This is a genomic window from Methylobacterium sp. C33D, from assembly GCF_053345825.1.
Genome location: NZ_JBKFAV010000006.1, coordinates 68,214 through 91,743, shown reverse-complemented (window position 1 = coordinate 91,743; position 23,530 = coordinate 68,214). Strand labels below are relative to the sequence as shown.

General features: G+C 70.1%; 20 protein-coding genes. 7 read left to right on the top strand and 13 right to left on the bottom strand.

All coding sequences use genetic code 11. The features are described 5' to 3' along the window. Positions 1 to 314 precede the first annotated feature (314 nt). Positions 315 to 599 (top strand): hypothetical protein, encoded by a 285-nt coding sequence (locus ACLBXO_RS05995; protein ID WP_331312356.1) that lies wholly within the window; start codon positions 315 to 317, stop codon positions 597 to 599. A gap of 204 nt (positions 600 to 803) precedes the next feature. Here the strand turns inward: ACLBXO_RS05995 and ACLBXO_RS05990 are convergent, their stop codons facing one another. Then, positions 804 to 986, bottom strand: coding sequence for a hypothetical protein (locus ACLBXO_RS05990; protein ID WP_447684792.1), 183 nt, complete (start codon positions 984 to 986; stop codon positions 804 to 806). Positions 987 to 1,522: 536 nt separating this feature from the next. Then, positions 1,523 to 1,783 carry a hypothetical protein gene (locus tag ACLBXO_RS05985; RefSeq protein ID WP_331312354.1) on the bottom strand — a complete coding sequence of 87 codons (261 nt, stop codon included), beginning with the start codon at positions 1,781 to 1,783 and terminating at the stop codon, positions 1,523 to 1,525. A 304-nt stretch (positions 1,784 to 2,087) separates the two neighbouring features. On the opposite strand from ACLBXO_RS05985, the gene ACLBXO_RS05980 reads away from it, so the two are divergent. Beyond that, a complete protein-coding gene (locus ACLBXO_RS05980) occupies positions 2,088 to 2,339 on the top strand; it encodes a hypothetical protein (protein WP_447684791.1) in 252 nt (83 codons plus the stop codon). Between the two features lie 332 nt (positions 2,340 to 2,671). Here the strand turns inward: ACLBXO_RS05980 and ACLBXO_RS05975 are convergent, their stop codons facing one another. The 6 genes from ACLBXO_RS05975 to ACLBXO_RS05950 all read right to left on the bottom strand — a co-directional run bounded on the left by ACLBXO_RS05975 (position 2,672) and on the right by ACLBXO_RS05950 (position 10,742). Beyond that, positions 2,672 to 3,994 carry a hemolysin family protein gene (locus ACLBXO_RS05975; protein ID WP_447684790.1) on the bottom strand — a complete coding sequence of 441 codons (1,323 nt, stop codon included), beginning with the start codon at positions 3,992 to 3,994 and terminating at the stop codon, positions 2,672 to 2,674. A 334-nt stretch (positions 3,995 to 4,328) separates the two neighbouring features. Beyond that, positions 4,329 to 5,051, bottom strand: coding sequence for an ABC transporter ATP-binding protein (locus ACLBXO_RS05970; RefSeq protein WP_447684789.1), 723 nt, complete (start codon positions 5,049 to 5,051; stop codon positions 4,329 to 4,331). Further along, positions 5,044 to 7,092, bottom strand: coding sequence for a branched-chain amino acid ABC transporter ATP-binding protein/permease (locus ACLBXO_RS05965; RefSeq protein WP_447684788.1), 2,049 nt, complete (start codon positions 7,090 to 7,092; stop codon positions 5,044 to 5,046). The genes ACLBXO_RS05970 and ACLBXO_RS05965 overlap by 8 nt, the downstream gene beginning before the upstream one ends. Before the next feature lie 38 nt (positions 7,093 to 7,130). Continuing rightward, on the bottom strand, positions 7,131 to 8,003 hold the full coding sequence (locus ACLBXO_RS05960) for a branched-chain amino acid ABC transporter permease (protein ID WP_331312350.1): 873 nt from the start codon (positions 8,001 to 8,003) through the stop codon (positions 7,131 to 7,133). Between the two features lie 135 nt (positions 8,004 to 8,138). Then, a complete protein-coding gene (locus ACLBXO_RS05955; protein ID WP_331312349.1) occupies positions 8,139 to 9,350 on the bottom strand; it encodes an ABC transporter substrate-binding protein in 1,212 nt (403 codons plus the stop codon). A 507-nt stretch (positions 9,351 to 9,857) separates the two neighbouring features. Further along, positions 9,858 to 10,742 carry a LysR substrate-binding domain-containing protein gene (locus ACLBXO_RS05950; protein ID WP_447684787.1) on the bottom strand — a complete coding sequence of 295 codons (885 nt, stop codon included), beginning with the start codon at positions 10,740 to 10,742 and terminating at the stop codon, positions 9,858 to 9,860. 123 nt (positions 10,743 to 10,865) lie between these two features. On the opposite strand from ACLBXO_RS05950, the gene ACLBXO_RS05945 reads away from it, so the two are divergent. After that, positions 10,866 to 11,261, top strand: a complete 396-nt coding sequence (locus ACLBXO_RS05945) for a tautomerase family protein (protein ID WP_447684786.1) — start codon at positions 10,866 to 10,868, stop codon at positions 11,259 to 11,261. Positions 11,262 to 11,466: 205 nt separating this feature from the next. On the opposite strand, the gene ACLBXO_RS05940 is transcribed toward ACLBXO_RS05945, so the two are convergent. Further along, positions 11,467 to 15,198 carry a vitamin B12-dependent ribonucleotide reductase gene (locus tag ACLBXO_RS05940; RefSeq protein ID WP_447684785.1) on the bottom strand — a complete coding sequence of 1,244 codons (3,732 nt, stop codon included), beginning with the start codon at positions 15,196 to 15,198 and terminating at the stop codon, positions 11,467 to 11,469. 515 nt (positions 15,199 to 15,713) lie between these two features. On the opposite strand from ACLBXO_RS05940, the gene ACLBXO_RS05935 reads away from it, so the two are divergent. Together ACLBXO_RS05935 and ACLBXO_RS05930 are read left to right on the top strand one after the other, a co-directional pair. Next, positions 15,714 to 16,130: an NADH:ubiquinone oxidoreductase subunit NDUFA12 gene (locus ACLBXO_RS05935; RefSeq protein ID WP_447684784.1), complete on the top strand. Its 417-nt coding sequence runs from the start codon at positions 15,714 to 15,716 to the stop codon at positions 16,128 to 16,130. A gap of 128 nt (positions 16,131 to 16,258) precedes the next feature. Then, on the top strand, positions 16,259 to 16,915 hold the full coding sequence (locus ACLBXO_RS05930) for a DUF2155 domain-containing protein (protein WP_012317327.1): 657 nt from the start codon (positions 16,259 to 16,261) through the stop codon (positions 16,913 to 16,915). 25 nt (positions 16,916 to 16,940) lie between these two features. On the opposite strand, the gene ACLBXO_RS05925 is transcribed toward ACLBXO_RS05930, so the two are convergent. Beyond that, positions 16,941 to 18,002: a polysaccharide deacetylase family protein gene (locus ACLBXO_RS05925; protein WP_447684783.1), complete on the bottom strand. Its 1,062-nt coding sequence runs from the start codon at positions 18,000 to 18,002 to the stop codon at positions 16,941 to 16,943. A 240-nt stretch (positions 18,003 to 18,242) separates the two neighbouring features. Here ACLBXO_RS05925 and ACLBXO_RS05920 point away from each other — a divergent pair, with 240 nt between their 5' ends. Continuing rightward, entirely contained in the window at positions 18,243 to 19,427 is a 1,185-nt protein-coding gene (locus tag ACLBXO_RS05920; protein WP_447684782.1) for a GNAT family N-acetyltransferase, read from the top strand. A 10-nt stretch (positions 19,428 to 19,437) separates the two neighbouring features. On the opposite strand, the gene ACLBXO_RS05915 is transcribed toward ACLBXO_RS05920, so the two are convergent. Beyond that, positions 19,438 to 21,654, bottom strand: a complete 2,217-nt coding sequence (locus ACLBXO_RS05915) for a GumC family protein (RefSeq protein WP_447684781.1) — start codon at positions 21,652 to 21,654, stop codon at positions 19,438 to 19,440. Positions 21,655 to 21,843: 189 nt separating this feature from the next. Between ACLBXO_RS05915 and ACLBXO_RS05910 the strand changes: the two genes are divergently transcribed. Then, positions 21,844 to 22,422, top strand: a complete 579-nt coding sequence (locus ACLBXO_RS05910; protein WP_447684873.1) for a polysaccharide biosynthesis/export family protein — start codon at positions 21,844 to 21,846, stop codon at positions 22,420 to 22,422. Between the two features lie 15 nt (positions 22,423 to 22,437). On the opposite strand, the gene ACLBXO_RS05905 is transcribed toward ACLBXO_RS05910, so the two are convergent. Both ACLBXO_RS05905 and ACLBXO_RS05900 read right to left on the bottom strand, forming a co-directional pair. Beyond that, positions 22,438 to 23,076: a hypothetical protein gene (locus ACLBXO_RS05905; protein ID WP_447684780.1), complete on the bottom strand. Its 639-nt coding sequence runs from the start codon at positions 23,074 to 23,076 to the stop codon at positions 22,438 to 22,440. 178 nt (positions 23,077 to 23,254) lie between these two features. Continuing rightward, positions 23,255 to 23,503, bottom strand: coding sequence for a hypothetical protein (locus ACLBXO_RS05900; RefSeq protein ID WP_012317333.1), 249 nt, complete (start codon positions 23,501 to 23,503; stop codon positions 23,255 to 23,257). Positions 23,504 to 23,530 lie beyond the last annotated feature (27 nt).

Genomic DNA, 23,530 nt, shown 5'->3' with positions numbered 1-23,530 from the left:
GCCCGGGCCTGAACGGGTCGCCGGGACGACCCAGGATTATCCCGAGGACGATGCCGTGGCGGACCTCCGGAGCGTCGGGGCTCGGTCCGGTCGGGCGAACGCGCGCCTCAGACTTCGCCCGACCCTGGGCGCGACGCCGGATCGTCGACGGCACGGTGCAGCCGTCGCCCGCGTGCCGTGCGATCAGCGTCTCCCGACGAGTTCCGGGAGGAGATCGGTGTTGTCCGCGGTCGGTATCGACGGCCGGCGGCACCGGCATCCGGAACGGTCGTGTCGCGGGTGCATTCTCTTCCGGATCGACGTGGAGGAACAGCATGCGCATCGTTGGACAAGCATCCGTCATCGCTCTCGTGACACTCATGAGCGTCGGTGCGGCTGAGGCGAAGGGCTGCATCAAGGGCGCGATCATCGGCGGACTGGCCGGCCACTACCTGGCCGAACGCGGCGTCGTCGGCGCCGTCGCTGGCTGCCTGGGCGGCCGCTACCTCGCCAACCGGCAGGCGCGACGCAGGGAGATCGAGTACGGCTCGCGGGTCCAGCCGCGGGATACCGGCTATGGCGCGCCCCAGGCCTACCCCCGCCGCTCCTACAGCTACTGACCGAAAACTTGGGGGCGGCGCGCGCCGTCCCCAGCACAAGAAGTCGGTTCGGTTTCTCCGTGCGTCTCGAGACCGCGCCGGATTCACGGTGACGCAGATCTGGCAACCCGCGAGGAGCCGGTGACGGTCTCCCGCACCGGTCGCGGCCCGACAGGGTGCCAAAGAGCGTGGCGCACCAGCACGGACCCCGACCGCGCTGTCCGATCAGCCCTTCTTTCCCTGCTTGTAGCTCTGGATGGCGCCCTGGCAGCCCGGCGAGAGCTTCGCCATGTTCTTCTCGAAGCACGCCTGCGTCTCGGGGCCCTCGTCGGGCGGCATGTCACCGCAGAAGGTCGTGAAGTCGCCCATGCATTGTTGCTGGAGCGCGGCCTTGTCATCGGACGACATGGGCGCGGCGAGAGCCGCAGTGGCTCCTACGGATAGAAGCAGGGCGGTCGTGATCAGTCGTACCGACATGGTGATGCTGTTCCTCGAGTCGATTAACCGCTCAGAAAGCCGTAGGAACAGGAAACCGTTGCATGCGGTGTGACGGATATCGGCATAAAAGGGGGCGCTCGCCCGGGGACGCTCCTCTGAACCGGACCGCTCCGGCTGAGATCAATCGTCCCGATCGTGGTCGTGATGGCCGTCGCCGCGACGCTCGATCACACGGATGTCCGGACGGTTCCAATTACGGGGACCGAAGCGAGTGCCCAGCAGTGCGGCGCCCGCGGTCGCGGTCCTGAATTCTCGATCTCGAACGTCAGTGCCCACGGCCACTTCTGAGTCAGATCGCAAGAGATTAGCGATCAATGTAATCAAATATCGATTATTTGCGCAAACGCGAGACCTGAGCCGAACGTCAGCGGTGACACGATTTCGATGCCCCCCCGCGACGCGCTCGCCCCGTCCGGCCTGAGCGACCGAATGGGGCGACGATTTCGTCAGCGACGGGTGCCGGTCGAGCTGGTTCCCGAAGTGTTGGTGCCGCTGCCTCCGCTATGGGTGGTCGACCCGGTCGACTCCATCCCGCCCGACTTCATCTCGTGGCCGGGTGCGTAACCGGACGCGCCGGGGCTGCCGGCGCGGCTGCCGCGATCCTGCATCTCGTGACCCGGGGTCTTGGACGAAGCTCCCTGCTCGGCAGCGAGCGCGCTACCCCCGAGAGCCAGGGTAGCGAGAACGATCATCGGCAAGCGTGTCATCGAGCGTCTCCTGTTTTGGATCCCCTCAACGGCAGGCCTGCCGATACCGTTCCGTAAATTCGCTCCTCCCGCCCCGTCGTCACGGCGCACATCCAAGCTCAGCACGCTCGTTCCAGAGCGCGCGATGCGGGCAGATCGTCGCCCAGGTCGGGGTCAGGTTCGACGCGAGCCCGAATACTGCGCTTCTGCTCGCGGGTACGCCGGTCTGATCGGATATCGGCCTCCGCGGCGGTGGGGAACGGTTTGCGGTCGAACGCCGTATCTGGACCGACGCGGGGCCATCCCCGCTGAGAGGGTGCCATCCATGATCCGCACGCCAATCGTCTTCCTGATCGGCACACTGACCCTGGCCGGAGGGATGCTCGGGACATCCTCGGCCGCGATGGCCGATCCGCCCTGGGCCCGCGGAGAGCGCGGCTTCCACCACGGCGGTCCGCCGCCCTGGGCGCCCGCCCACGGCTATCGCCGCCAGCGTGAGTTCAGCGGCTACGGACGCAGAGACGCGCACTTCTTCGAAGGGCGGCGCTCCGGCGGCTACCGCTACGAGCGCTACTGACGAGTGGGCCCGCGCGCTACGTTTCCTGCTGCGCCGACCTCATCGGATGGACGCGGCGCGCTGGCAGGCGGCTGGCTGACGCGCCCACCCGCCGCCCAGGCGGCGGGCGATGCCGTTGCGTCGACGGTCACGACGCCCGGCCGGAGCACGAGTTCCTGAATAGACCCGGGGACTTCCGGGCCGCGGGGTCCGGCCGCTCGCAGGCGAGCCCGCGCCGCTCCGGCGGGGGTCCGCCAGCACCGCCGCGCCTGCGGTCGCGAGCGGCGCCTTGCCGGCGTGGCAGAAGGCCGAGGCGCGCCGATGCGGGTCCCGGTGCTAACGATGCCGGACCGTCACGCGGGGGTCGGGCCGTCGGCTGCAGCACGCGCCGGTCGGTGCCCCGGGAGGGGGGTGGCCAGGACCTTGTCGATCCGACGGCCATCCATGTCGACCACCTCCAGGCGCCAGTCCTCCGCCACAAGGGCGTCGCCCGCTGCCGGGATGCGGCCGAGCTGGTAGATGACGTAGCCGGCCAGCGTCGTGTAGTCGTCCGTGTCCGGCGGATCGGCGAAGGCGAGGCGCTCGAACGCGTCCTCGGCCGGCATCATCCCGTCGATCAGCAGCGAGCCGTCCTCGCGCTCGACGACGGCCGGATCCTCCCCGATCTCGGGAATGTCGCCCGCGATGGCCTCGAGGAGGTCCGTCTGCGTGACGATGCCCTCCAGGCTGCCGTACTCGTCGACGATCACCGCCAGCTGCACAGGGTTGCGCTGGAAGCTCTCCAGCGCCGTCAAGACCGTCATGCCCTCGTGCACGACGTTCGGCGGCCGCATCGCGCTGGCGATATCGAGGGCCCGCCCGTCGAGGATCTGATCGAGCAGATCCTGCTTCCGGAGGACGCCGACGATCTCGTCGATGCCGCCGCGGCTCACCACGACATGGGCGTGGCTGCAGGCGCGGACCGCCCGCGTGATCTCGTCGGCCGATCCGTCGAGGTCGACCCACTCCACCTCGTGGCGCGGCGTCATGATCTCGCGGATCCGGCGGTCCCCCAGCCGGAAGATGCGCTCAACCGCTTCCTGCTGCGCCTCGCGGATGAGGCCCGCCTCGCGACTCGCCTCGACCAGCAGGTTGAGCTCCGCCGTCGAGTGGTGGCCGCCCTCGCCGTGGCCGGGCTGCAAGCCGCACAGGCGCAGGACGCCGTTGCCGAGGCCGTTGAGGAACAGGATGGCCGGGCGGAAGACGAACAGGAACACGCTGAGCGGCCGGATCACCGCCAGGGCGGTGCGCTCGCTGCGCTGGAGCGCGAGGCTCTTCGGTGCCAGCTCGCCCAGCACGATGTGCAGCGCCGTCATGATGACGAAGGAGACCACCACCGCGACCGTGTTGGCGGCCGCCGTCGAGAGCATGTCCGGCAGCCACGTCAGGGCTGGCAGGATCAGGTGGGCCAGCGCGGGCTCGCCGACCCAGCCCAGGGCCAGGGACGAGATGGTGATGCCGAGCTGCGTCGCCGCGAGGTGAGCGTCGAGGTGGTCCGTCGCCCAGAGCAGCGCCTTCGCGTTCACGCGGCGCTCGGCGACGAGTTCGGCGACGCGGCTCCGGCGCACTGCGACCAGGGCGAACTCTGCCGCAACGAAGAAGCCGTTCGCCAGAACCAGGGCGAGGACGGCAGCCAAGCCTAAGGCAGTCGCCCAACCGTCGTCCAAAATCGAAACCTCCCGTGTGGCCCGCGTGCCGCCCGCGTCCCGTCGGTGTCTACAGGAGAGCGGCGGCGCGGCCTACGGGCTTCCGGGCTCGACCGGTCCGCAAGGTGAGCCTCCGGCTCGCGCCTGATGCAGCGGGTGCCCGGGCTCCCGGCCGATCCCTCGATCTCGTTCGAGCGTGGGCGGACCTGCGCGGGCGCAGGCGACGTCGTCGACCGCGGGGCCGATCCGATCCGCGCGAGGGCCGGTGCGCCGGGCATCCGCGTGACCGAGCGCGCGCGCGGCGGCACGGATCGGCGCGCAGGCGTCAGTGGCTGCCGCCGAGATACGCCGCGCGCACGGCCGGATCGTTGCGCATCTGCTGGGCCGGGCCCTGGAAGCGGATCCGGCCGTTCTCCAGCACGTAGGCGTGGTCGGCGACGCCGAGCGCCGCCATGGCGAACTGCTCGACGAGCAGCATCGTCACCTGCTCGGCCTTGAGCAGGCGGATGATCCGGAAGACCTCCTCCACCAGCTTCGGGGCGAGCCCCATGGAGGGCTCGTCCAGCAGGAGGATCTCGGGCCGCAGCATCAGGGCCCGGCCCATGGCGAGCATCTGCTGCTCGCCGCCCGAGAGCGTGCCGGCGAGCTGCGCGCGCCGCTCCTTGAGTCGCGGGAACATCTCGAAGGCCCGCTCGCGGTCGGCCGCGACGTCGCCCTTCGGCCGCGAGCCGGTCAGCCGCGGGAAGGCGCCGAGCGTCAGGTTGTCCTCGACCGAGAGCGTCGGAAACACGCGCCGGCCCTCCGGCGAGTGCGCGAGGCCGAAGCGCGCGACGTCGTGGCTGTCGAGCCCGCCGATCTCGCGCCCGTTCAGGCGGATCGAGCCGGCCCGCGGGCGGATCATGCCCGACAGGGCGCGCATCGTGGTGGTCTTGCCGGCCCCGTTGGAGCCGATCAGCGCGACGACCTGACCCTTCGCCACCTGGAAATCGAGGCCGTGCAGCACCTCGACCTGGCCGTAGCCGGCCGACAGACCCGTGACCTCAAGCATGGGTCGTCTCCTCGTCGGCGACGGGACTGCCGAGATAGGCCTCCACCACCTTCGGGTCGGCCTGCACCTCGCGGGCGCTGCCCTCGGCGATCTTGTGGCCGAAATCGAGGACGCTGACGCGGTCGCACAGGCCCATGACGACATCCATGTGGTGCTCGATCAGGATGACCGTGATCCCGGCGTCGCGGATCTTGCGGATGATCGCGGTCAGCTCGGCGATGTCGGGGGCGGTCAGGCCCGCGGCGGGCTCGTCGAGGAGGAGCAGGACCGGGTCGAGGGCGAGCGCCCGGCCGATCTCGAGAAGGCGCTGCTTGCCGTAGGGCAGGTTGCGCGCCTCGATCTGCGCCAGGGCACCGAGGCCCACGAAGTCGAGGATCGCCATGGCGCGGGCGCGCTGCTCGCGCTCCTCCCGGCGCCGACGGGGCGTGCCGAGGATCGCGTCGAACAGGGTGCCGCGGAAGCTGTGGTGGAGCCCGACCAGCACGTTCTCCAGCGCGGTCATCTCGCGGAAGAGCTGCACGTTCTGGAAGGTGCGGGCGACGCCGGCGGCCGCGATCTCCGACGGGGTGCGCCCGTCGAGGCGCTTGGTGCCCTGGCCGCGCGCCAGGGTCACGCTGCCGCCCGTCGGCCGGTAGATGCCGGTGAGCACGTTCATCATCGTGCTCTTGCCGGAGCCGTTCGGCCCGATCAGCCCGTGGATCGTGCCCGGCCGCACCGTGAGGTCGACGCCGGCCAGCGCCTTGAGCCCGCCGAACTGCATCAGGGCCTGCTCGACGGAGAGGAGCGGGTCGGCGCCACGGTCGCCGCTCTGCACGCTCAGCGCCGCGCCCTCGGCGTGGAGGCTCTTGCCCGCGGCGGTGTGGGCCGGGCGCAGGGCGGGGATCGTCTCGCGCAGGAAGCCCACGATCCCGTCCGGCAGGTAGTACACGACGAACAGGATCATCAGGCCGAACACGGTCAGCCGGAAGTCGGTGACGGATTCGAGCGCCAGGGTCGCCGGGAAGAAGGCGAGGCAGAGCCCGACCGGCACCAGCAGGGCGAACCGGTCCTCCCGGCGGCGCAGGAAGGCGAGCACGCCCACCACCAGGGCCGCGGCGGCGATGATGCCCGCCATGATCCGCACCAGACCGATATCGGCGAGGACGTTCGGCATCATCACGATGATCGCCGAGCCGATGATCGGCCCCGCCCGCGACTTGCGGCCGCCCATCGTGACGGCGAGCAGGAACAGCACGGTGAGCTCGAACCCGTAGGAGTTCGGCGCCACGTAGCGCTCCGACCACGCGAACAGCGCGCCGGCGAGGCCGGCCAGCGCCGCCGAGATCACGAAGGCGTAGACCTTGTAGCGGTAGACGCTGACGCCCATGCAGTCGCAGGCGATCGGCGAGTCGCGCAGCGCCTCGAAGGCGCGGCCGTAGGGCGAGCGCACCACCCGGTTGACCACCAGGATCGTGGCCAGCAGCGCGAGGCAGACGAGGTAGTAGAACTCGAGCTTGCGGCCGGCCGCGCCCCAGGGCGCCTGGAGGCCGAGGAGCGAGAAATCGAGGACCCGGGCCGGCGGCAGGGTGATGCCCAACGGGCCGTTGGTCAGCGGCGTGAGCTCGTTGATGAAGATCTGGATGATCGTGCCGAAGGCCAGCGTCACCATGGCGAGGTAGGGGCCGGTCACCCGCAGGGCCGGCACCGCCAGGAGCACGCCGAAGGCCGAGGTCACGCCGATCCCGGCCAGGATCCCCCACCAGATCCCGAGCTTGAAGTGGAGGAATAGCACCGCCGCCGCGTAGGCGCCGATGCCGAACAGGCCGGCATGGCCGAGGCTCACCTGACCGGTATAGCCGACGACGATGTCGAGCCCGAGGATCAGGATCGCGTAGATGGCGATCACCACCATCAGGTGGATGTAGTACGAGCTCGTGACCACGTGCGGGAACACGGCGAGGCCGACGACCAGCAGCACGGCGCCGAGGACGCCGATGTGGCGCGACAGGCTCGTGGCGGCGGCCGGGACGGGCGCGTCGGCGGGGGCGAGGGTCTGCGCCATGGCTCAGGCTGCCGTGAAGGTTGCGCGGGCGGTCACGGTCAGACCTTCTTGATGACGGCCTTGCCGAACAGGCCGACCGGGCGGATGGAGAGGACGACGAGGAGCAGGATCAGGCCCGGCACGTCCTTGTAGCCGGTCGAGATGTAGAAGCCGGTCAGCGTCTCCGCGACGCCGAGGATCAGGCCGCCGACGATGACGCCTAGGCCGGACTCGAGGCCGCCGATGATCGCCACCGCGAAGGCCTTCAGGGCCAGCACCGAGCCCATCGTGGCGCCGGTCAGGGTCACGGGCGCCACCAGCACGCCCGCGAAGGCCGCCGTCATGGCGCTGATCGAGTAGGAGAGGGTGATCACCTTCTGGGTGTTGATGCCCATCAGCCCGGCGGCGTCGATATCGTTGGAGGTGGCGACGACCGCCTTCCCCCAGATCGACTTGCGATTGAAGATCTCGACGGCGAGCATCATGAGCAGCGCACCCGCGACGATCAGCAGCTCCATCGGCAGGACGCGCACGCCGCCGATCTGCAGCGCCGTCTCGGGGAGCGGGGAGGGGAATTTCAGGTCGTCCCGGCCCCAGACGTTCTCGGCGACGTTCTTGAAGATGATGCCGAGGGCGATGGTCGCCATGATCCACCCGTACTCGGACTTGATCTTCACGGCCGGGCGCACGCCGAGGCGCTCCACCACCGCCCCGAGGGCGAAGCCGAAGACCAGGACCAGCGGGATCATCAGCCAGTAGCCGACGAACGGCATCAGGGTCAGCCCGAACAGGGCGCCCAGCGCCAGCGCCTCGCCCTGGCCGAAGTTGAGCGTCTTCGAGGTCGCGAAGGTGAGCTGATAGCCGAACGCGATGGCGGCGTAGATCATGCCGACCGCGACGCCGGAGGCGATGAGCTGGAGCAGGATTTCCATGGGATCGCTGTCGCCGGAGGGACGTCCGGTCGCACGGCGGGCGCCGCGGGACCGCTCTGCGCTGGGCCGGCCGGTCGAGGGGCCGCCGGGCCGGGAAGAGACGCCGCACCTCTCGCGGGCGCGGCGTCCAAAACCTCAGTTCGAGGACTTTTCCTTCAGCCGGACGACGCCGGCGTTCTTGGCGTCCTCGGCCTTGTCGTAGACGATCTTGCCGTCCTGCACCTTCCCGAACACGACCATGTTGCGCGAGATCGCGTTGTGGTCCTTGGCGGTGAAGGGCTTGTCGTAGGTGGTGACCACGCCCTCGACCTTCTCGTTCAGGTTCTCCAGCGCGGCGCGGATCTTCGGGCCGTCGGTGCTGCCGGCCTGCTTGATCGCCGCGGCGAGGAGATAGATCGAGTCGTAGGCCTGGGCGCCGGCCACGGGGGTCGGGATCTTCGTCACGCCGTAGGTCTTGTAGTAGTTCTCCAGGAACGCCTTGCGCTTCGGCAGGGTCTGATCCTCGATGAAGGTCTGCGGCATGATCACGCCGTTGCCGTTCGGGCCGGCAATGTCGATGAAGCTCTGCATCGAGGACGGCCAGCTGGTGATCATGGGGACCTTCCAGCCGAGCTTCGACATGCCGTTGGCGATCTGCGCCAGCTCCGGCCCGATGCCGTAGGCCAGGATCACCTCGGCGCCAGCCTGCTGCGCCTTCAGCAGCTGGGCCGTCATGTCGACGTCCTTGATGTTGAACTTCTCGACCGCGACCGGCTTCACGTTCTTCGTCGCAAGGTACTTCTCGATGTCCTCGCGGCCGAGCTGGCCGTAATTGGTCGAGTCGGCGAGGATCGCGATCTTCTTGTGACCCTGCGCGAGGGCCTCGTCGACCATCAGGCCGGCCTGCAGGACGTCGTAGGCGGAGTTCCGGAAGACGTAGTTCGCGTCGTAATCCGGCTCCTTGAACTGGTTGGTGATGATCGTCCCGGTGGCGACGTTGTTGAACACCGGAATCTCGGCTTCCTGATAGAAGCGCTGGGCCGCGAGCGCGACGCCGGTATTGATGAACCCGACGGTGGCGACGACCTTCTCCTTGTTGATGAGTTCCTGCGCGACCTGCGCACCGACCTCGTTCTTGGCCTCGTCGTCGCGCTCGATCAGCTGGATCGGCCGGCCGAGGACGCCGCCGGCCTTGTTGATCTCGGCGGCGGCGAGCTTGGCGCCGTCCCGCATCGAGACGCCCATCGAAGACGACCCCCCGGTGTAGGGGCCGCTCAGCCCGATCTTGATCGGGTCCGCGGCCAGCGCTGGGGCCGATACCATCGTCAATAAAAGCACCGCGGCTGCAGCGCGACCTGCGAAGACCATCGTTTCCTCTCCAAGATTCCGCTCGCGCGGTGTGCCCTTCGACGTGGCACTCTGGGAGGCAGATCTCCCGACTCAGGTCGGGCCGTCAAGCTGCGATTTTGCTGGATCCCAGACGATTAATACAGAATGTCGGCTCGGATTGCCGCAAAAGCTACAGGTGAGGAAATTTAAGGCAGGCCGTGCCGGAATCGGATTAAGCGCCGCGCGGGTTCGTGGTGCGGGGGACGCCGCCGCACGGGGTACCGATGATCCGGCGCCCCGGGGCGGCAGGGTGGGGCGGTCACAGCAGGGCCGGCCCTCGGCTTCGGGCCCGCGCTCGGCGACGCCGCCCACGCTCGGCCTGGGTCAGACCACCGTACCCCCCCCCGGCTGTCCGTCGGCACCGCGTGGACGACGATCTAGGACAGCGCGGCGAGATCGGTCCCGAGCACAGCCGTCCGCAGCGTGCTCGCCGCGGCGATGACGTTGGATCTCTCACCCGGCGTGCCGGTAGGAACCGGCCAAGCTTCACGCGACGTGGTCCCGGATCGTTTCGAGAAGGATGTCGGTGAGCCGCGCGACGGCCGGCGACAGCTCGGCCTCCGCCTGATGGAGCGCCAGCTGCGCGTTCGGGAGTGGCGGCAGGCCTGTCGCGTCCGGATCGAGGACGCCGAGCGACTTCGGCAGCCCGATCGCGGTCCGCGCGGTGATGCCGAGGCCACCTTCGGCCGCGGCCCAGAGGCCCGAGAGGCTGGGGCTCGTGAAGACCAGCCGCCAGGGCAAGCCTTTCCCGTCCAGGGCGGACACGGCCGCGGACCGGAACGTGCAGGGCGGGGCGAAGGCCGCGAACGGCAGGGGCTCCCGCCCCAGGCTCGCGAGGCCCGGCCAGTCCGGCCGCCCGATCCAGTGGATCGGCACCTCGGTGACGCGCCGCGCGTGCGGCGCATCGCCGACATCGCCCCAGACCAGCGCCACGTCGAGATCGCCCTTCACGGCCTTCTCGACGAGCTGCGCGCCGAGCCCGACCTGAACCTCGACCCGCACCCGCGGGTAGGCCCTCGAGAACCGCTTGAGCACCGCCGGAAGCCAGCTCTCGGCGAAATCCTGCGCGAGCCCGAGGCGCGCCCAGCCTTCGAGTTCCGTGCCGCGAAGTCGGTCGACGGCCTCGTCGTTGAGCTCGAGGAGACGCTTCGCGTAGCCGAGCATGCTCTCGCCGGCAGGGGTGAGGGCAAGACCGCGCCCGGCCTTCTGCACGAGTGGCTGGCCGACCTGCTCCTCCAGCTTCCGGAGCTGCGTGCTGAGGGCGGACTGCGAACGGCCCAGCCGGTCGGCCGCGCGCGCGAAGCTGCCGAGCTCGAACCCGGTCACGAAGGTCCGGAGCACGTCCATGTCGAGATTGGTACGCACCGCCATCGTTCGATTTTGCAGAAGGATCTGTTCGGGAGTTTCAAATTTTCCGGACGATTCTGGGCGCGTACGGAGGGGCCGTCAAGCGAGCCGGGTCGCGCGGCTCGCCTCCGCGGGAGATCACCAGCCATGCCCCTCGTTCGAATCTCGCTCCTCAAGGGCAAATCCTCGACTCATATCCGCGCCATCGCCGACGGCGTCCATAGCGGTCTGCGCGACGCCTTCGGCGTCCCGGCCGACGACCGCTTCCAGCTCATCCACCAGCACGCGCCCGGCGAGTTGATCTACGATTCCGACTATCTCGGGCTGCATCGGACCGACGACGTGGTGATCATCAACATCATCGCGGGGAACTGGCGGGACACGGCGCGGAAGAAGGCGCTCTACAGGGCGATCACCGACAACCTCGTCGCCGATCCCGGCCTTCGTCCAGAGGATGTGCTGATCGTGCTGTCGCCGAACGGGCGCGACGAGTGGTCCTTCGGCGACGGCCTCGCATCCTACGTCGCGGACGACGCGGACTGATCGCGCCTCGGCGACGCGATGGGCCTCCGACCTGTCCGAGCGGCCGGCCGCGTCGTCGCCCCTATGGTCGATCGGACATCTCGGCGCCGGTGACCGACCTTCCGCCGACTCCGGAGAATCGCGGTTTCAAGATCGCGGACGCGGGTCGGGCGAGCCATCGCACCCGATGGCTCGCCCGATTACCTCAGGCCGGGACGGTCGGGGCTCAGGAGCACCCCGTCGTGGAGCCGCAGGTGTCGCACTTCAGGCAGGTGCCGTTGCGGACCAGGGTGAAGTTCGCGCATTCCGGGCAGGCCTCGCCGACGTAGCCCTTCATCTTCGCCTCGGCCCGCCGGTCGGCGACGCTCCGCTCCGCCTTGGCGAAGGGGAGGGTGTCGGCGATCGTCTCGGCCTGACCGGCCGCCACGGGCTCCGCCTTCAGCGCCGTGCTGCCGCGGATCGCGTGGACCGTGCCGCCGGCCGGGGTCGACTGCCCGGCGCTCGCCGCGCCGACCCCGAGGCTGGCACCGGCCGGACCGCCCTGGATCAGCGTCAGCCGGTCGGCCGAGCCGCGGAGCAGGCCGCGGGAGACGACCGACGAGGCCGGTGCCGGCTTCGGACCCTCGCGCGTCGTGTCGCCGCTCTCGCCGCCGCCGATCACCGTGCCGCCGATCTCGGCGGGGCTGACATGGGCGAGGTCGGCACGGCCGAGATACGAGACCGCCAGCTCACGGAACACGTAGTCGAGGAGCGAGGTCGCGTTCTTGATCGCGTCGTTGCCCTGCACGAAGCCGGCCGGCTCGAACCGCGTGAAGGTGAAGGCCTCCACGTACTCCTCCAGCGGCACGCCGTACTGGAGGCCGAGCGAGATCGCGATGGCGAAGTTGTTCATCAGGCTCCGGAAGGTCGCGCCCTCCTTGTGCATGTCGATGAAGATCTCGCCGAGGCGGCCGTCGTCGTACTCGCCGGTGCGCAGGTAGACCTTGTGGCCACCCACGACCGCCTTCTGGGTGTAGCCCTTGCGGCGGGCCGGCAGCTTCTCCCGGGAGCGGATCCGCTCGACGCGCTCGATCACGCGCTCGACGATCTTCTCCGCGGCCGCGGCGGCCTTGGCGGCGGCCGGCGCCTGGATCAGAGCCTCGATCCCCTCATCCGCCTCGTCGTCCTCGTCCGAGATGAGGGCGGCGTTGAGCGGCTGCGACAGCTTCGAGCCGTCGCGGTAGAGGGCGTTCGCCTTCAGGGCGAGGCGCCAGGACAGCAGGTAGGCCGCCTTGCAATCCTCCACCGTCGCGTCGTTCGGCATGTTGATGGTCTTGGAGATCGCCCCCGAGATGAAGGGCTGCGCCGACGCCATCATGCGGATGTGGCTGTCCACGGACAGGTAGCGCTTGCCGATCCGGCCGCACGGGTTGGCGCAGTCGAAGACCGGGTAGTGCTCGAGCTTCAGGCCCGGTGCGCCCTCCAGCGTCATCGCCCCGCAGATATGGGTGTTGGCCGCCTCGATCTCCTTCTTGGTGAAGCCGAGGAACGGCAGCAGCTCGAAGGTCGGGTCCGACAGCTTTTCCGCGGAGACCTTCAGGGTCTGGGTCAGGAAGTCGTCGCCGAGCGTCCAGCGGTTGAACACGAACTTGATGTCGAAGGCCGACTTCAGGCCCTTCTCCACCGCGGCGATCTTCTCGTCCGTGAAGCCCTTGGCGCGGAGCGTCGTCGGGTTGATGCCCGGCGCCTGGCCCATGGAGCCGTGGCCCACCGCGTAGGCCTCGATCTCGGCGATCTCGGATTCGCGGTAGCCGAGCGCCCGCAGGGCGTCCGGGGCGGCCTGGTTGATGATCTTGAAATAGCCGCCGCCGGCGAGCTTCTTGAACTTCACCAGGGCGAAGTCGGGCTCGATGCCGGTCGTGTCGCAATCCATCACGAGGCCGATCGTGCCGGTCGGCGCGATCACGGTGGCCTGGGCGTTGCGGTAGCCGTGCTCCTCGCCGAGCTTCAGGGCCCGGTCCCAGGCGGCGCGGGCGTGATCGCCCAGATCCGCCTGCGGGATGTTGGCGTGGTCGAGGGCGACCGGCGCGACGTTCAGGAACTCGTAGCCCTCGGCCTCACCGTGGGCGGCCCGGCGGTGGTTGCGGATGACCCGCAGCATCGCGTCGGCGTTCTCGTCGTAGGCCGGGAAGGTGCCGAGCTCGGCCGCCATCTCGGCCGAGGTCGCGTAGGCGACGCCGGTCATGATCGCGGTGAGCGCACCGGCGAGGGCCCGGCCCGCGTCGGAATCGTAAGGAAGGCCCATCGTCATCAGCAGGCCGCCGATATTGGCGTAGCCGAGGCCGAGCGTCCGGTAGCGGTAGGAGAGTTCCGCGATCTCCTTGGACGGGAACTGCGCCATCATCACGGAGATCTCGAGCACGACCGTCCAGAGGCGGTTGAGGTGTTCGAACGCCTCCACGTCGAAGCGCTTGGTGCCCCGGTCATACATCGTCAGCAGGTTCGCCGAGGCGAGGTTGCAGGCGGTGTCGTCGAGGAACATGTACTCGGAGCACGGGTTCGAGGCCCGGATCCGCCCGCCCGCCGGGCAGGTGTGCCAGTCGTTCATCGTGGTGTTGAAGTGCAGGCCCGGATCCGCCGACGCCCAGGCGGCCTCGCCGATCCGCTCCCACAGGTCGCGGGCCTTGAGGGTCTTGGTCACCTTGCCGGTGGTGCGGGCGGTGAGCTGCCAGTCGGCATCCGCCTCGACGGCGCGGAGGAAGTCGTCGGTCAGCGAGACCGAGTTGTTGGAGTTCTGGCCGGCGACCGTCAGGTAGGCCTCCGAATCCCAGTCGGTGTCGTAGACGGGGAACTCGATCTTGGTGAAGCCCTGGCGGGCGAACTGCACGACGCGCTTGATGTAGGAGTCCGGCACGGAGGCGCGGCGGGCGGCCTTGATCTCGCGCTTGAGCGCCGGGTTGCGCTCCGGATCGAAGCAGGCATCCCCTTCCGCCTCGCACTGCGTGCAGGCCTTCATCACCAGGGTCAGGTGCTTGGACACGACCTTCGAGCCGGTCACGAGGGCGGCGACCTTCTGCTCCTCCTTCACCTTCCAGTCGATGAAGGCCTCGATATCCGGGTGATCGATGTCGACGATCACCATCTTGGCGGCGCGCCGCGTGGTGCCGCCCGACTTGATCGCGCCGGCCGCCCGGTCGCCGATCTTCAGGAAGCTCATCAGGCCGGACGACTTGCCGCCGCCGCCGAGCTTCTCGTTCTCCGAGCGCAGCATCGAGAAGTTCGAGCCGGTGCCCGAGCCGTACTTGAACAGGCGCGCCTCGCGGACCCACAGGTCCATGATGCCGCCGTCGTTGACGAGGTCGTCCTGGACCGACTGGATGAAGCAGGCGTGCGGCTGCGGGTGCTCGTAGGCCGAGGCCGACTTCGTCAGCGCGCCGGTCTGCGGGTCGCAGTAATAGTGGCCCTGGCTCGGGCCATCGATGCCGTAGGCCCAGTGCAGGCCGGTGTTGAACCATTGCGGCGAGTTCGGCGCCACCATCTGGCGGGCCAGCATGAAGCGCAGCTCGTCCATGAAGGCCGATGCGTCCTCTTCCGACGAGAAATAGCCGCCCATCCAGCCCCAGTAGGTCCAACAGCCCGCGAGCCGGTCGAAGACCTGCGTAGCCGAGGATTCGGATACGAAGCGCTCGTCCTCGGGGAGCGCGGCGAGGGCGGCCTCGTCCGGCACCGACCGCCAGAGGAAGGAGGGGACCGCGTTCTCCTCGATCCTGCGCAGGCGGGCCGGGACACCGGCCTTGCGGAAGTACTTCTGCGCGAGCACGTCGCTCGCGACCTGGCTCCAGCTCTCCGGCACGTCGATGCCGTCGAGGCGGAACACGACCGAGCCGTCCGGGTTGCGGATCTCGCTCAGGGCCTTGCGGAAGGGGATCCCACTGTAGGGCGATTGTCCGGCCGTGGTGTAGCGACGCTCGAACCGCATGAAACACACCTCTCCCGACGGGACACGAGGGTCCCGGCCCCGCGCGACGCGGGGTCTAGCCCGATAGTGGGATTCGCGGCCGACCACGCCCGGCTGAGAGACGTGCCTCGGTCCCGCGAACGAAAATTAGGAACGGTCGCCCCTGCCCAACGCACCACTTCCGCGGGGCACGACCGATGCAGGGAGATTACTGCCGCCTTCACTCTCACGTCAACAAGTGGTGTTCGCCGGCCTTGTTCCCCGCTAGATGTTGTGCCGGCTCGCAAAAGCCTGTGGATATCGTCCCGGGCCGGGATAAGTGTCCTTCCGGCTTTCGGGAATCGGATCGGAAAAATTTTAGATTCACAACCGCAGGGAGCGGAACCCGCGCAAGCCCGGAACCGGGGCCCGAACCGTCGGGCCGAGCGTTGCCCCGGGGCGACACTTCCGTCATGCCGCTGGACTCGCACGCGCGCGGTCACCATAACGGCGCCGACGGGCGCCCTCGCGGCGCGGCACGATTTCCGGGACCGGCGATGGCGCTGAAGGACACTTTGCTGCGCATCTTCACGTGGTGGAACGGTCAAACCGTCTCCCTCGCGCTCCAGACCGCGCGCACCGGCATCTTCGTCGGCGAGGACGATTTCGGGAACAAGTACTTTAAGGCGGAGGGCGCGCTGATCGACCGCTCGGTGGGCTCCGAGCGGCGCTGGGTCGTCTATAACGGCTACGCCGACGCCTCGAAGGTTCCGCCCGGCTGGCGCGGCTGGCTCTGCCACAACGTCGACGTCGCGCCGAGCGAGGAGAACTACCAGCCGAAGGCGTGGCAGAAGCCGCATATCGATAACCAGACCGGCACCGCGAACGCGTACCGGCCGGCGGGCTCGCAGCTGTCCTGGGGCCAGCGACCGGCCGCGACCGGCGACTACGTGTCCTGGACGCCGGGCGAGTAGAGCCGCGCTCCGCCGCGGACCGGGCGCCCTTTTGCCGCCACCGTTCCGGTGTTCATGACGGGCCAATCCCGATCGTCCGCCGCGCAGCCCTCGGCGCGGCCGGCCACCCTCGTCTAGGGGTCCGAGCCTTGAGCCGCATCACCGCCCTCGCACGCCGCGCGCTCGCCCCGAGCCTCGCGCTCCTCGTCTGCGCCGGCCCGGCCGCCGCCGACAAGATCAAGAACCCGACCGCGGTGTTCTCCGGCCTCGACAAGATCACCGGCCGGATCGTCAATTTCGAGGTGGCGGTCGACGAGACCGTGCAGTTCGGCGCCCTGCAGCTCACCCCGCGGGTCTGCTACACGCGCCCGCCGACCGAGAGCGCCAAGACCACGGCGTTCCTCGAGGTCGACGAGGTCACCCTCGACAACAAGTACCGCCGGATATTCACCGGCTGGATGTTCGCGTCGAGCCCCGGCCTGCACGCGATCGAGCACCCGATCTACGACGTCTGGCTGGTCGACTGTAAGGGCGGCAGCGACGTGATCGCCGAGGCCAAGGAGCAGGAGGACGTCCCGGCCGTGGCGGCCAAGCCCGAGAAGGCGAAGCGCCCCGGCAAGGACGCGACCAAGACCGCCCAGCAGCTCAACGCCAACGGTCAGGTGGACGTGGAGGCGCCGCGCGGCGTGCCGGTGCAGCCTCGCCAGAAGCCCTCGCGGAAGTTCTTCCCGTCGAACGAGGGGCCGGCGCCGGCTCCGCCGCCGCAGCAGCAGCCGCAGAACCTGTTCGACGCGCTGTTCCGCTGAGGCCGCTCGCGGGCACGCCGTGGCGTCAGGCGACGTTGAGGCGTCGCCCACGATTCCAGGCCAGGAACGGGACGCCGGAGAGCAGTCCGGCGAGGGCCGCGCGCGTCTGGTGGCAGCCGTTCACCGACACCCGGGGCAGGGCCTGGAGGTGCGCGGCGTGCTCGGCGAAGAGGTGGCCGGGCCGCGTGGTCACCGCCGTCGCGAAGCCCATCTCCCGCGCCAGGGCGAATTCACGCGGGCCGGCGGAGGTCGGATCCCCGACCGGGTACGAGAGGTGCCGCACCGGTTGCCCGAGTTCAGCCTCGATCCGCGCGCGCCCCTCGGCGATCTCGCGCACGGCGAACCCGGTGGCGTGCTTGGCCAGCATCGGATGGCTCACCGTGTGCGCGCCGACGGTGACGGCCGGGTCGGCGGCGAGGTCGCGCAGTTCCGCCCAGGACAGGCACAGATCGGCGGCGAGGCGCCCCGGCGGGAAGCCGGCCTGACGGCAGAGGGCGGCGATCCGGTCGAGGAGATCCGCCTCGTCGCCGCGGCGCAGGTCGCGGTACAGGGCCTCGAAGGCCAGCGCCTTCTCCTGCGGGCTGCGCGCCGGAAGGTCGAGGCTCCGCGCGCCGACGTCGATGCGCACCCGGTCCAGGCGCGCGATCGCCCGCTCCAGCTCGATCCACCAGAGCCGCCCGGCCTGGTCGGCGAACCCGCTGGTGACGAACAGCGTCCACGGCGCGCCGTGCCGGGCCAGCACGGGGCGGGCATGCACGACGTTGTCGCGGTAGCCGTCATCGAAGGTCAGGACCGCGAAGGGCGGCCCGTAATCCGGCTCGGCCAGCCGCTCCGGCACCGAATTGAGGCCGATAATCTCGAAGCCGCGGGCATCGAGCTCGCGCAGGGTCAGGTCGAGGAATTCGGGGGTGATGCCGAGCAGGCGGTTCGGCGCGAAGGCCGGGACCGGGTCGGGGCTGACGTGGTGGAAGGTGAGGATCACGCCGAGGCCGCGGGCCGCTGGGCTGAGCCAGCGATCCGCCCCGAGCGCCTGGATCGCGCGGAAGCCGGACGCGAAGACCCGATGCTTGGCACGCGACGACAGCATGGCCCTGAACCGTTCGGGCCCGCGGCCCAGCTCGGCACAGCCTTGGCGCGCCGAAGTAAATAAACCCGAAAGCATGCGGTGCGGCGGCGATCGCAAGCAGTCGTTAGCCACGACTGTTCTTTGCGAGACCGTCCGGCGCCGGGATCGCACCATCGTCGATTGAAGTCACGGGCTGTTCAGTCGCCTCCCGTCAGGGTTCGGGCGGCACGGGACCGTGAGCGGTCCCCGGGAGATCGGGTCATGGCGGTCGGTGTCCAGGTAGCGGGAACGGACATGGTCGATTCGCGCATCGCCGGGGGGCTCGTCGCGGAGATCATCCCCGATCTGGCCGCGGCCGAGGCGCTCTGGCGCCGCATCGAGGCCGATCCGGCGTGTCTCGGCACTCCGTACCAGAGGTTCGCCTGGATCAGCGCCTACCTGCGGGCGACGGGGCAGGCCGAGCGCGCGCGCGTCGCGGTGCTGCGGGACGCGGACGGTCGGCCGCGCATCCTCATCCCGTTCACGATCCAGCGGGAGCGCGGCCTCCGCCTCGCGCGCACGGTCGGCGACACCCACGCCAACTACCACATGCCGCTCTTCGCCACCCGCGACGCGGCGGCGATCGCGCCCGGCAGCGTCGTGGCGGCCCTGATCCGCGCCGGCCGCGCGGACGGGATCGACGCCTTCGCGCTGACGCATCAGCCCCGGATGTGGGACGGGGCGGCGAACCCGCTCGCCGCGAGCGGCGAGGCGGAGGCCAGCGACGGCTACGGCCTGATGCTCGGTCCGGACCCGGAGGCGACCGTGCGCCGGGTGTTCAGCGCGGATGCCCGCAAGAAGCTGCGCTCCAAGGAGAAGCGCCTCGTGGAGGCGCACGGCGCGATCGCCTACCGCCGCGCCGAAACCGCCGAGGAGGCGGCGCGCCTGCTGACGGCGTTCTTCACCCAGAAGGCCGCCCGCTTCGCCGGCATGGGCGTCTCCGACCCCTACGCCGATCCCGCGATCCGGGCCTTCCTGACGGCCGCGTCGGCCGGCGCCGAGCCCGCGGTGGAGCTGTACGCGCTGTGCCTCGCCGAGAGCGGCCGCGTCCTCGCGACCTTCGGCGGCGCGGTCAGCGACCGGCGCTTCAGCGGCATGATGACGGCGTTCGACGGCCATCCCGAGATCGCCCGGTACAGCCCCGGCGACCTGCTGCTGCAGCATCTGGTGCGCGACCAGACCGCCCGCGGCCGGCAGGGCTTCGATCTCGGTGTCGGCGAGGCTCGCTACAAGGCCAGCATCTGCGACGAGACGATCAGCCTCGTGGAGACGATCATCCCGGTCACCCTCCGGGGCAGGACCTACGGCGCCCTCCGCCGCGGCCTGACCCGCACCAAGCGGCGGATCAAGCGCGACCCGCGCCTCTACGCCGTCCTGAAACGGCTCCGCACCTGGCGCCGGTCGTGACCGTCCCGGTTCAGGCGGCGTTGAGGCGCAGTTCCGCCCGGGCGTCCTGGACTTCCGACGCGGCCGGACGATCCTGCGCGACCAGGATCTGGCCGGCGCCGGCCTCCTCCGCGAGGGCGTAGAGGTCGGCCAGCGCCGGGTCCTCGGCATCGGCGTTCGACGCGATGACGACGCTGTCCATGAAACCGGCGACGAGTTCGAGCAGGTCGACGGCCCCCGGCGCGGCGTGGAGCCGGCAGATCACCCAGTCGTAGGCCTCGGCCATGGCCTCGAAGGTCAGCGCCAGGGCGTCCGGCTCGTCGAACAGGACGGCGGAATCCTGCAGGCCCGCCTCGATCCGGTGCTGGCCGCTCTCCCGGCGGGCTTGGATCACGTCGAGGAAGGCGGCCTCGCCGGCGATGAGGTCGGAGAAGCCGAGCCGCGCCGTGCCGTCGCTCGGCAAGTTCAGGTCGACGGAGACGAGGCTGCCCTCGCCACCGAGGGCGCGGGTCAGGGCCTCGGGCAGCGTCGGAACCCCGCGACGCGCCTCGGTCTCGACGATCAGGATCCGGCGACCGGTCTGCGCCTCCGGGGCGCGGGGCGCGGCGACGATGCGGGCGACGAGCGGCGTCAGATCGAACGTGTCGGCGGTGCGGATCGCCGCCGGCCCGATGGCCGCTGTCGCCGCAGCGGCCGCGCCCGACGGCTCCGACCAGCGCGCGGCCGGCGTCGCCTCCGGGAAGGTGAAGGACGGCCGATCCAGCACCGGCTCCCGACGGCGGTCATCGTCCGCCGGATCGCCATCGCGGTCACCGGCGGCGCGGCCGGATTCGGTGAGCAGCGCGCTGGCGATGACGCCGCCGACCGCCAGCATCAGAGTCAGCAGCGTCGCGAAGGCGACGATCGGCAGCTTCTTCGGGAAGGACGGAACCTCGGGCGTCACCGCGCGGGACACGATGCGGGCGTCGGCGGGCGTCGCGGCCTCGCCGTCGCGCGCCGCCGCTTCGCGGTAGCGGCCGAGATAGGATTCGAGCTGCTCGCGCTGCGCCTTCGCCTCGCGCTCCAGCGCCCGGAGCTGGATCTCGCTGGCGTTGCCGCGCACGACGACGTCCTGCTGACCGTCCACGGCGGCCTGCAGGCTCTCGACCCGGGCCCCGGCGATCTTGGCGTCGTTCTCCATGGTGCGCACCACGCGCTCGGCCGAGGCCTTGATCTGCGCGTCGAGGTCCTCGAGCTGGGCGTTCAGCTCCTTGATCCGCGGATGGGCCGGCAGAAGCGTCCGCGACTCGAGGGCGAGCTGCGCGCGCACGGCGATCCGGTTCTCGACGATCCGGCGGATCACCTCGTTGTTGGCGACGTCGGGGATCTCGAAGGCCCGCCCGTCCTTGATCAGGTCCTTGATGGCCTTCACCTTGCCGTCGAGGTCGGCCTTCAGGCTCCGCGCCGCGGAGAGCTGGCTCGACAATTCGCCGAGCTGCTGCGCGTTCAGCGGCCGGCCGGCCAGGCCGGTGCTGCCGACGAGGCCGTTCCTGGCGCGGAACGCCTCGACCTTGGCCTCGGCCTCGGCGACGCGCTTGCGCAGCCCGTCGATGTTGCCGCCGAGCCAGGTGGAGGCATAGCGGGCGGTGTCGACCTTATCGGCCTCGAGGGAGCCGATGTAGAGCTTCGCGATAGTGTTGGCGGCCTCGGCCGCGAGCTTCGGGTCCTTCGCGCGGAACTCGATCGTCAGGATCCGCGACTTGCCGGCGGGGTAGACCAGCAGGTGGTCGAAATACGCGTCGAGCACCCGGTCCTCGGCGGGGCGGTCCAGGGGGTTGGCGCCGATGCCGAGCATCATCAGCACGCGCTGGACCGCGCCGATGCTGCCCGCGCCCGGATCGAACTCGGCGTTGCCGACGAGCTTGAGCCTGCGGATCGCCTCGCGGGCGAGGTCGCGGGACATCACCACCTGCACCTGACTCGCCACCGCCTGCTCGTCGATCGGCGCAAGCTGATCGCCGCGCTCCTGCGCGGTGCGGGCGAAGGCCGGGTCGCGGCTCTCCAGGAGGACCTTGGCCTCGCCGGTGTAGCGGGGGCTGACCACGTTGACGAAGACGCTCGCACCGAGGGCGACCACCAGGGTCGGCCCGACGATCCAGCCGATCGAGCGCCGCAGGATCCGCGGGAGCTGCGCGAGGCCGAGACCCTCCTCGGCGCGCGGCTGGGGTCCGGGCACGGCGTAGGTTGAGCGTTGACGGATCGTGGACATGCGGACGCTCTGAACGCGGAGACTGAGCGGGCGGGCATTACTGCCGTCCCGCCGCCATTAGTGGATGTTAAGGTTGCTCAAGAGTTAAGGGTGCCGCTGGCCCGGGACGGCTCCGCCCGGACCGGGCGGTGATCAAGTTTCATTAACCTTAACGGCCTAGACCGTCCCGCAACTGCATCCATGACGGCGATGGTGATGAACCGGCGCGCTCTGCTCCTCGCACTCGGCTCGACTCTGGCGCTCGGCGGCTGTCTGCGGCCGAGCTTCCGCACCGACCAGCTCGACGCCACCGGCACCGGCTCGATCTCGGCTCGGTACACGCTCGCGGCCGGCGACAAGCTGCGGGTGATCGTGTTCGGTCAGGACAACCTGTCCAACATATACGCGGTCGACGGCGGCGGGCGCATCGCCATGCCGCTGATCGGGACCGTGCAGGTCGGCGGCCAGACGACCGCGCAGGCGGCCAAGGCGATCGAGGCCAAGCTCGCGAGCGGCTTCGTGCGCGAGCCGCACGTCACCGTGGAGGTGGACGCCTACCGGCCGTTCTACATCCTCGGTGAGGTCACCACCTCCGGCCAGTACCCGTTCGTGAACGGGATGACCGTCGAGACAGCCGTGGCGATCGCCGCGGGCTTCGGGCCCCGGGCGGCGCGCGACTACGCCGTCCTGACCCGCGATGCCGGGGGGTCGCTGATCTCCGGGATCGTGCCGATGACCTACGCGGTCCGGCCGGGTGACACGATCGTCATCAAGGAACGGTTCTTCTGAGCGCCGACGCGCCGGTCACTGCCCACTCTGCCACGGGTTGATCACCCGCATGGCCGTCTTCTGCGCGGGGATCGGGGTCGCCACTTCGGGCATCGGCTGGCGGGCGCGAGCCATCATCCGCCGCGCCTCCTGCGCCGGCACGGCACCGACCGGCGTGAACAGGCCGGCCAGGACCTTCCGCGTCCCCCGGCTCACGAAGCGGGAGTTCTGGACCGGCTCGAAATCCCGGATCGCGTGGCGCTTGTCGGGGTTCCCGGTGAAGACCCGGGCGCCGGAGTTCAGGACCACGATGTCGCCGGGCCGCAGCGTCTCGTCTTTGAGGAGTGCCGCCGTCGCGCCGGCCTTCATGTCGATGGGCGTCTGGCGCTCGCTGATCTCCCGGTCCTTGACGCGGATCTTGAGCGGGAGCGCCGCGTAGCGGGTCTGAAGGCGGCGGCGCGCCGCTCCGAGCCGCGGGGTCGCGTGGCGGCCGAAGGCGCGGCCGTCGAAGGCGGGGGCCGGGGCCGGCGCGGGCTGGGCCTGCTGCGGCGCCGGCCGGGCGCCGAACAGCATCTCGAGGAAACCGACCTCTGCGGCCTGGGCGCGCAGCGCTGTCCCGGCGAGGAGACCGCCGGCCGCCATGACGGCCAGCAAGCTGCTCGTGCGAAGCCTCATAGCACCCTCCGGAACCGACGCCCGACGTGAGCATCCGACCCTCAACCGCAAGGCGTACTGGAGGGTTCCGGATGATTGACAGTCTGCTTAGAAATGCCGGGTGGCGGTCTGCCGGCGCAGGATCCGACGTCGCCGCGGGCCGAATCTCGGCGTCCCCGAGGCGCCCGGAGACGCGTGCCTAGCCCGGCGCCGACTGCTCGCCCTCGCCGATGCAGTCGAGGGCGCGCTCCACGGCGCTCACGGCATCCAGGAGATGCTGGACGGTGCGCTCGACCTCGATCGCCGGACGCCCCATCGCGGCGGCGCGGGCGCTCACATCCTCGAGCTGCTCCAGCAGAGCGAGGAGATCGCCGGCCACGGTCACAACTTCGCAGCGAGCGAGGCGGGTGACTGTCGGGCGCGGACGGAAGGGCAAGACGTTGCTCATCGCGGAGGGTTGTCGCCCGAAACGACC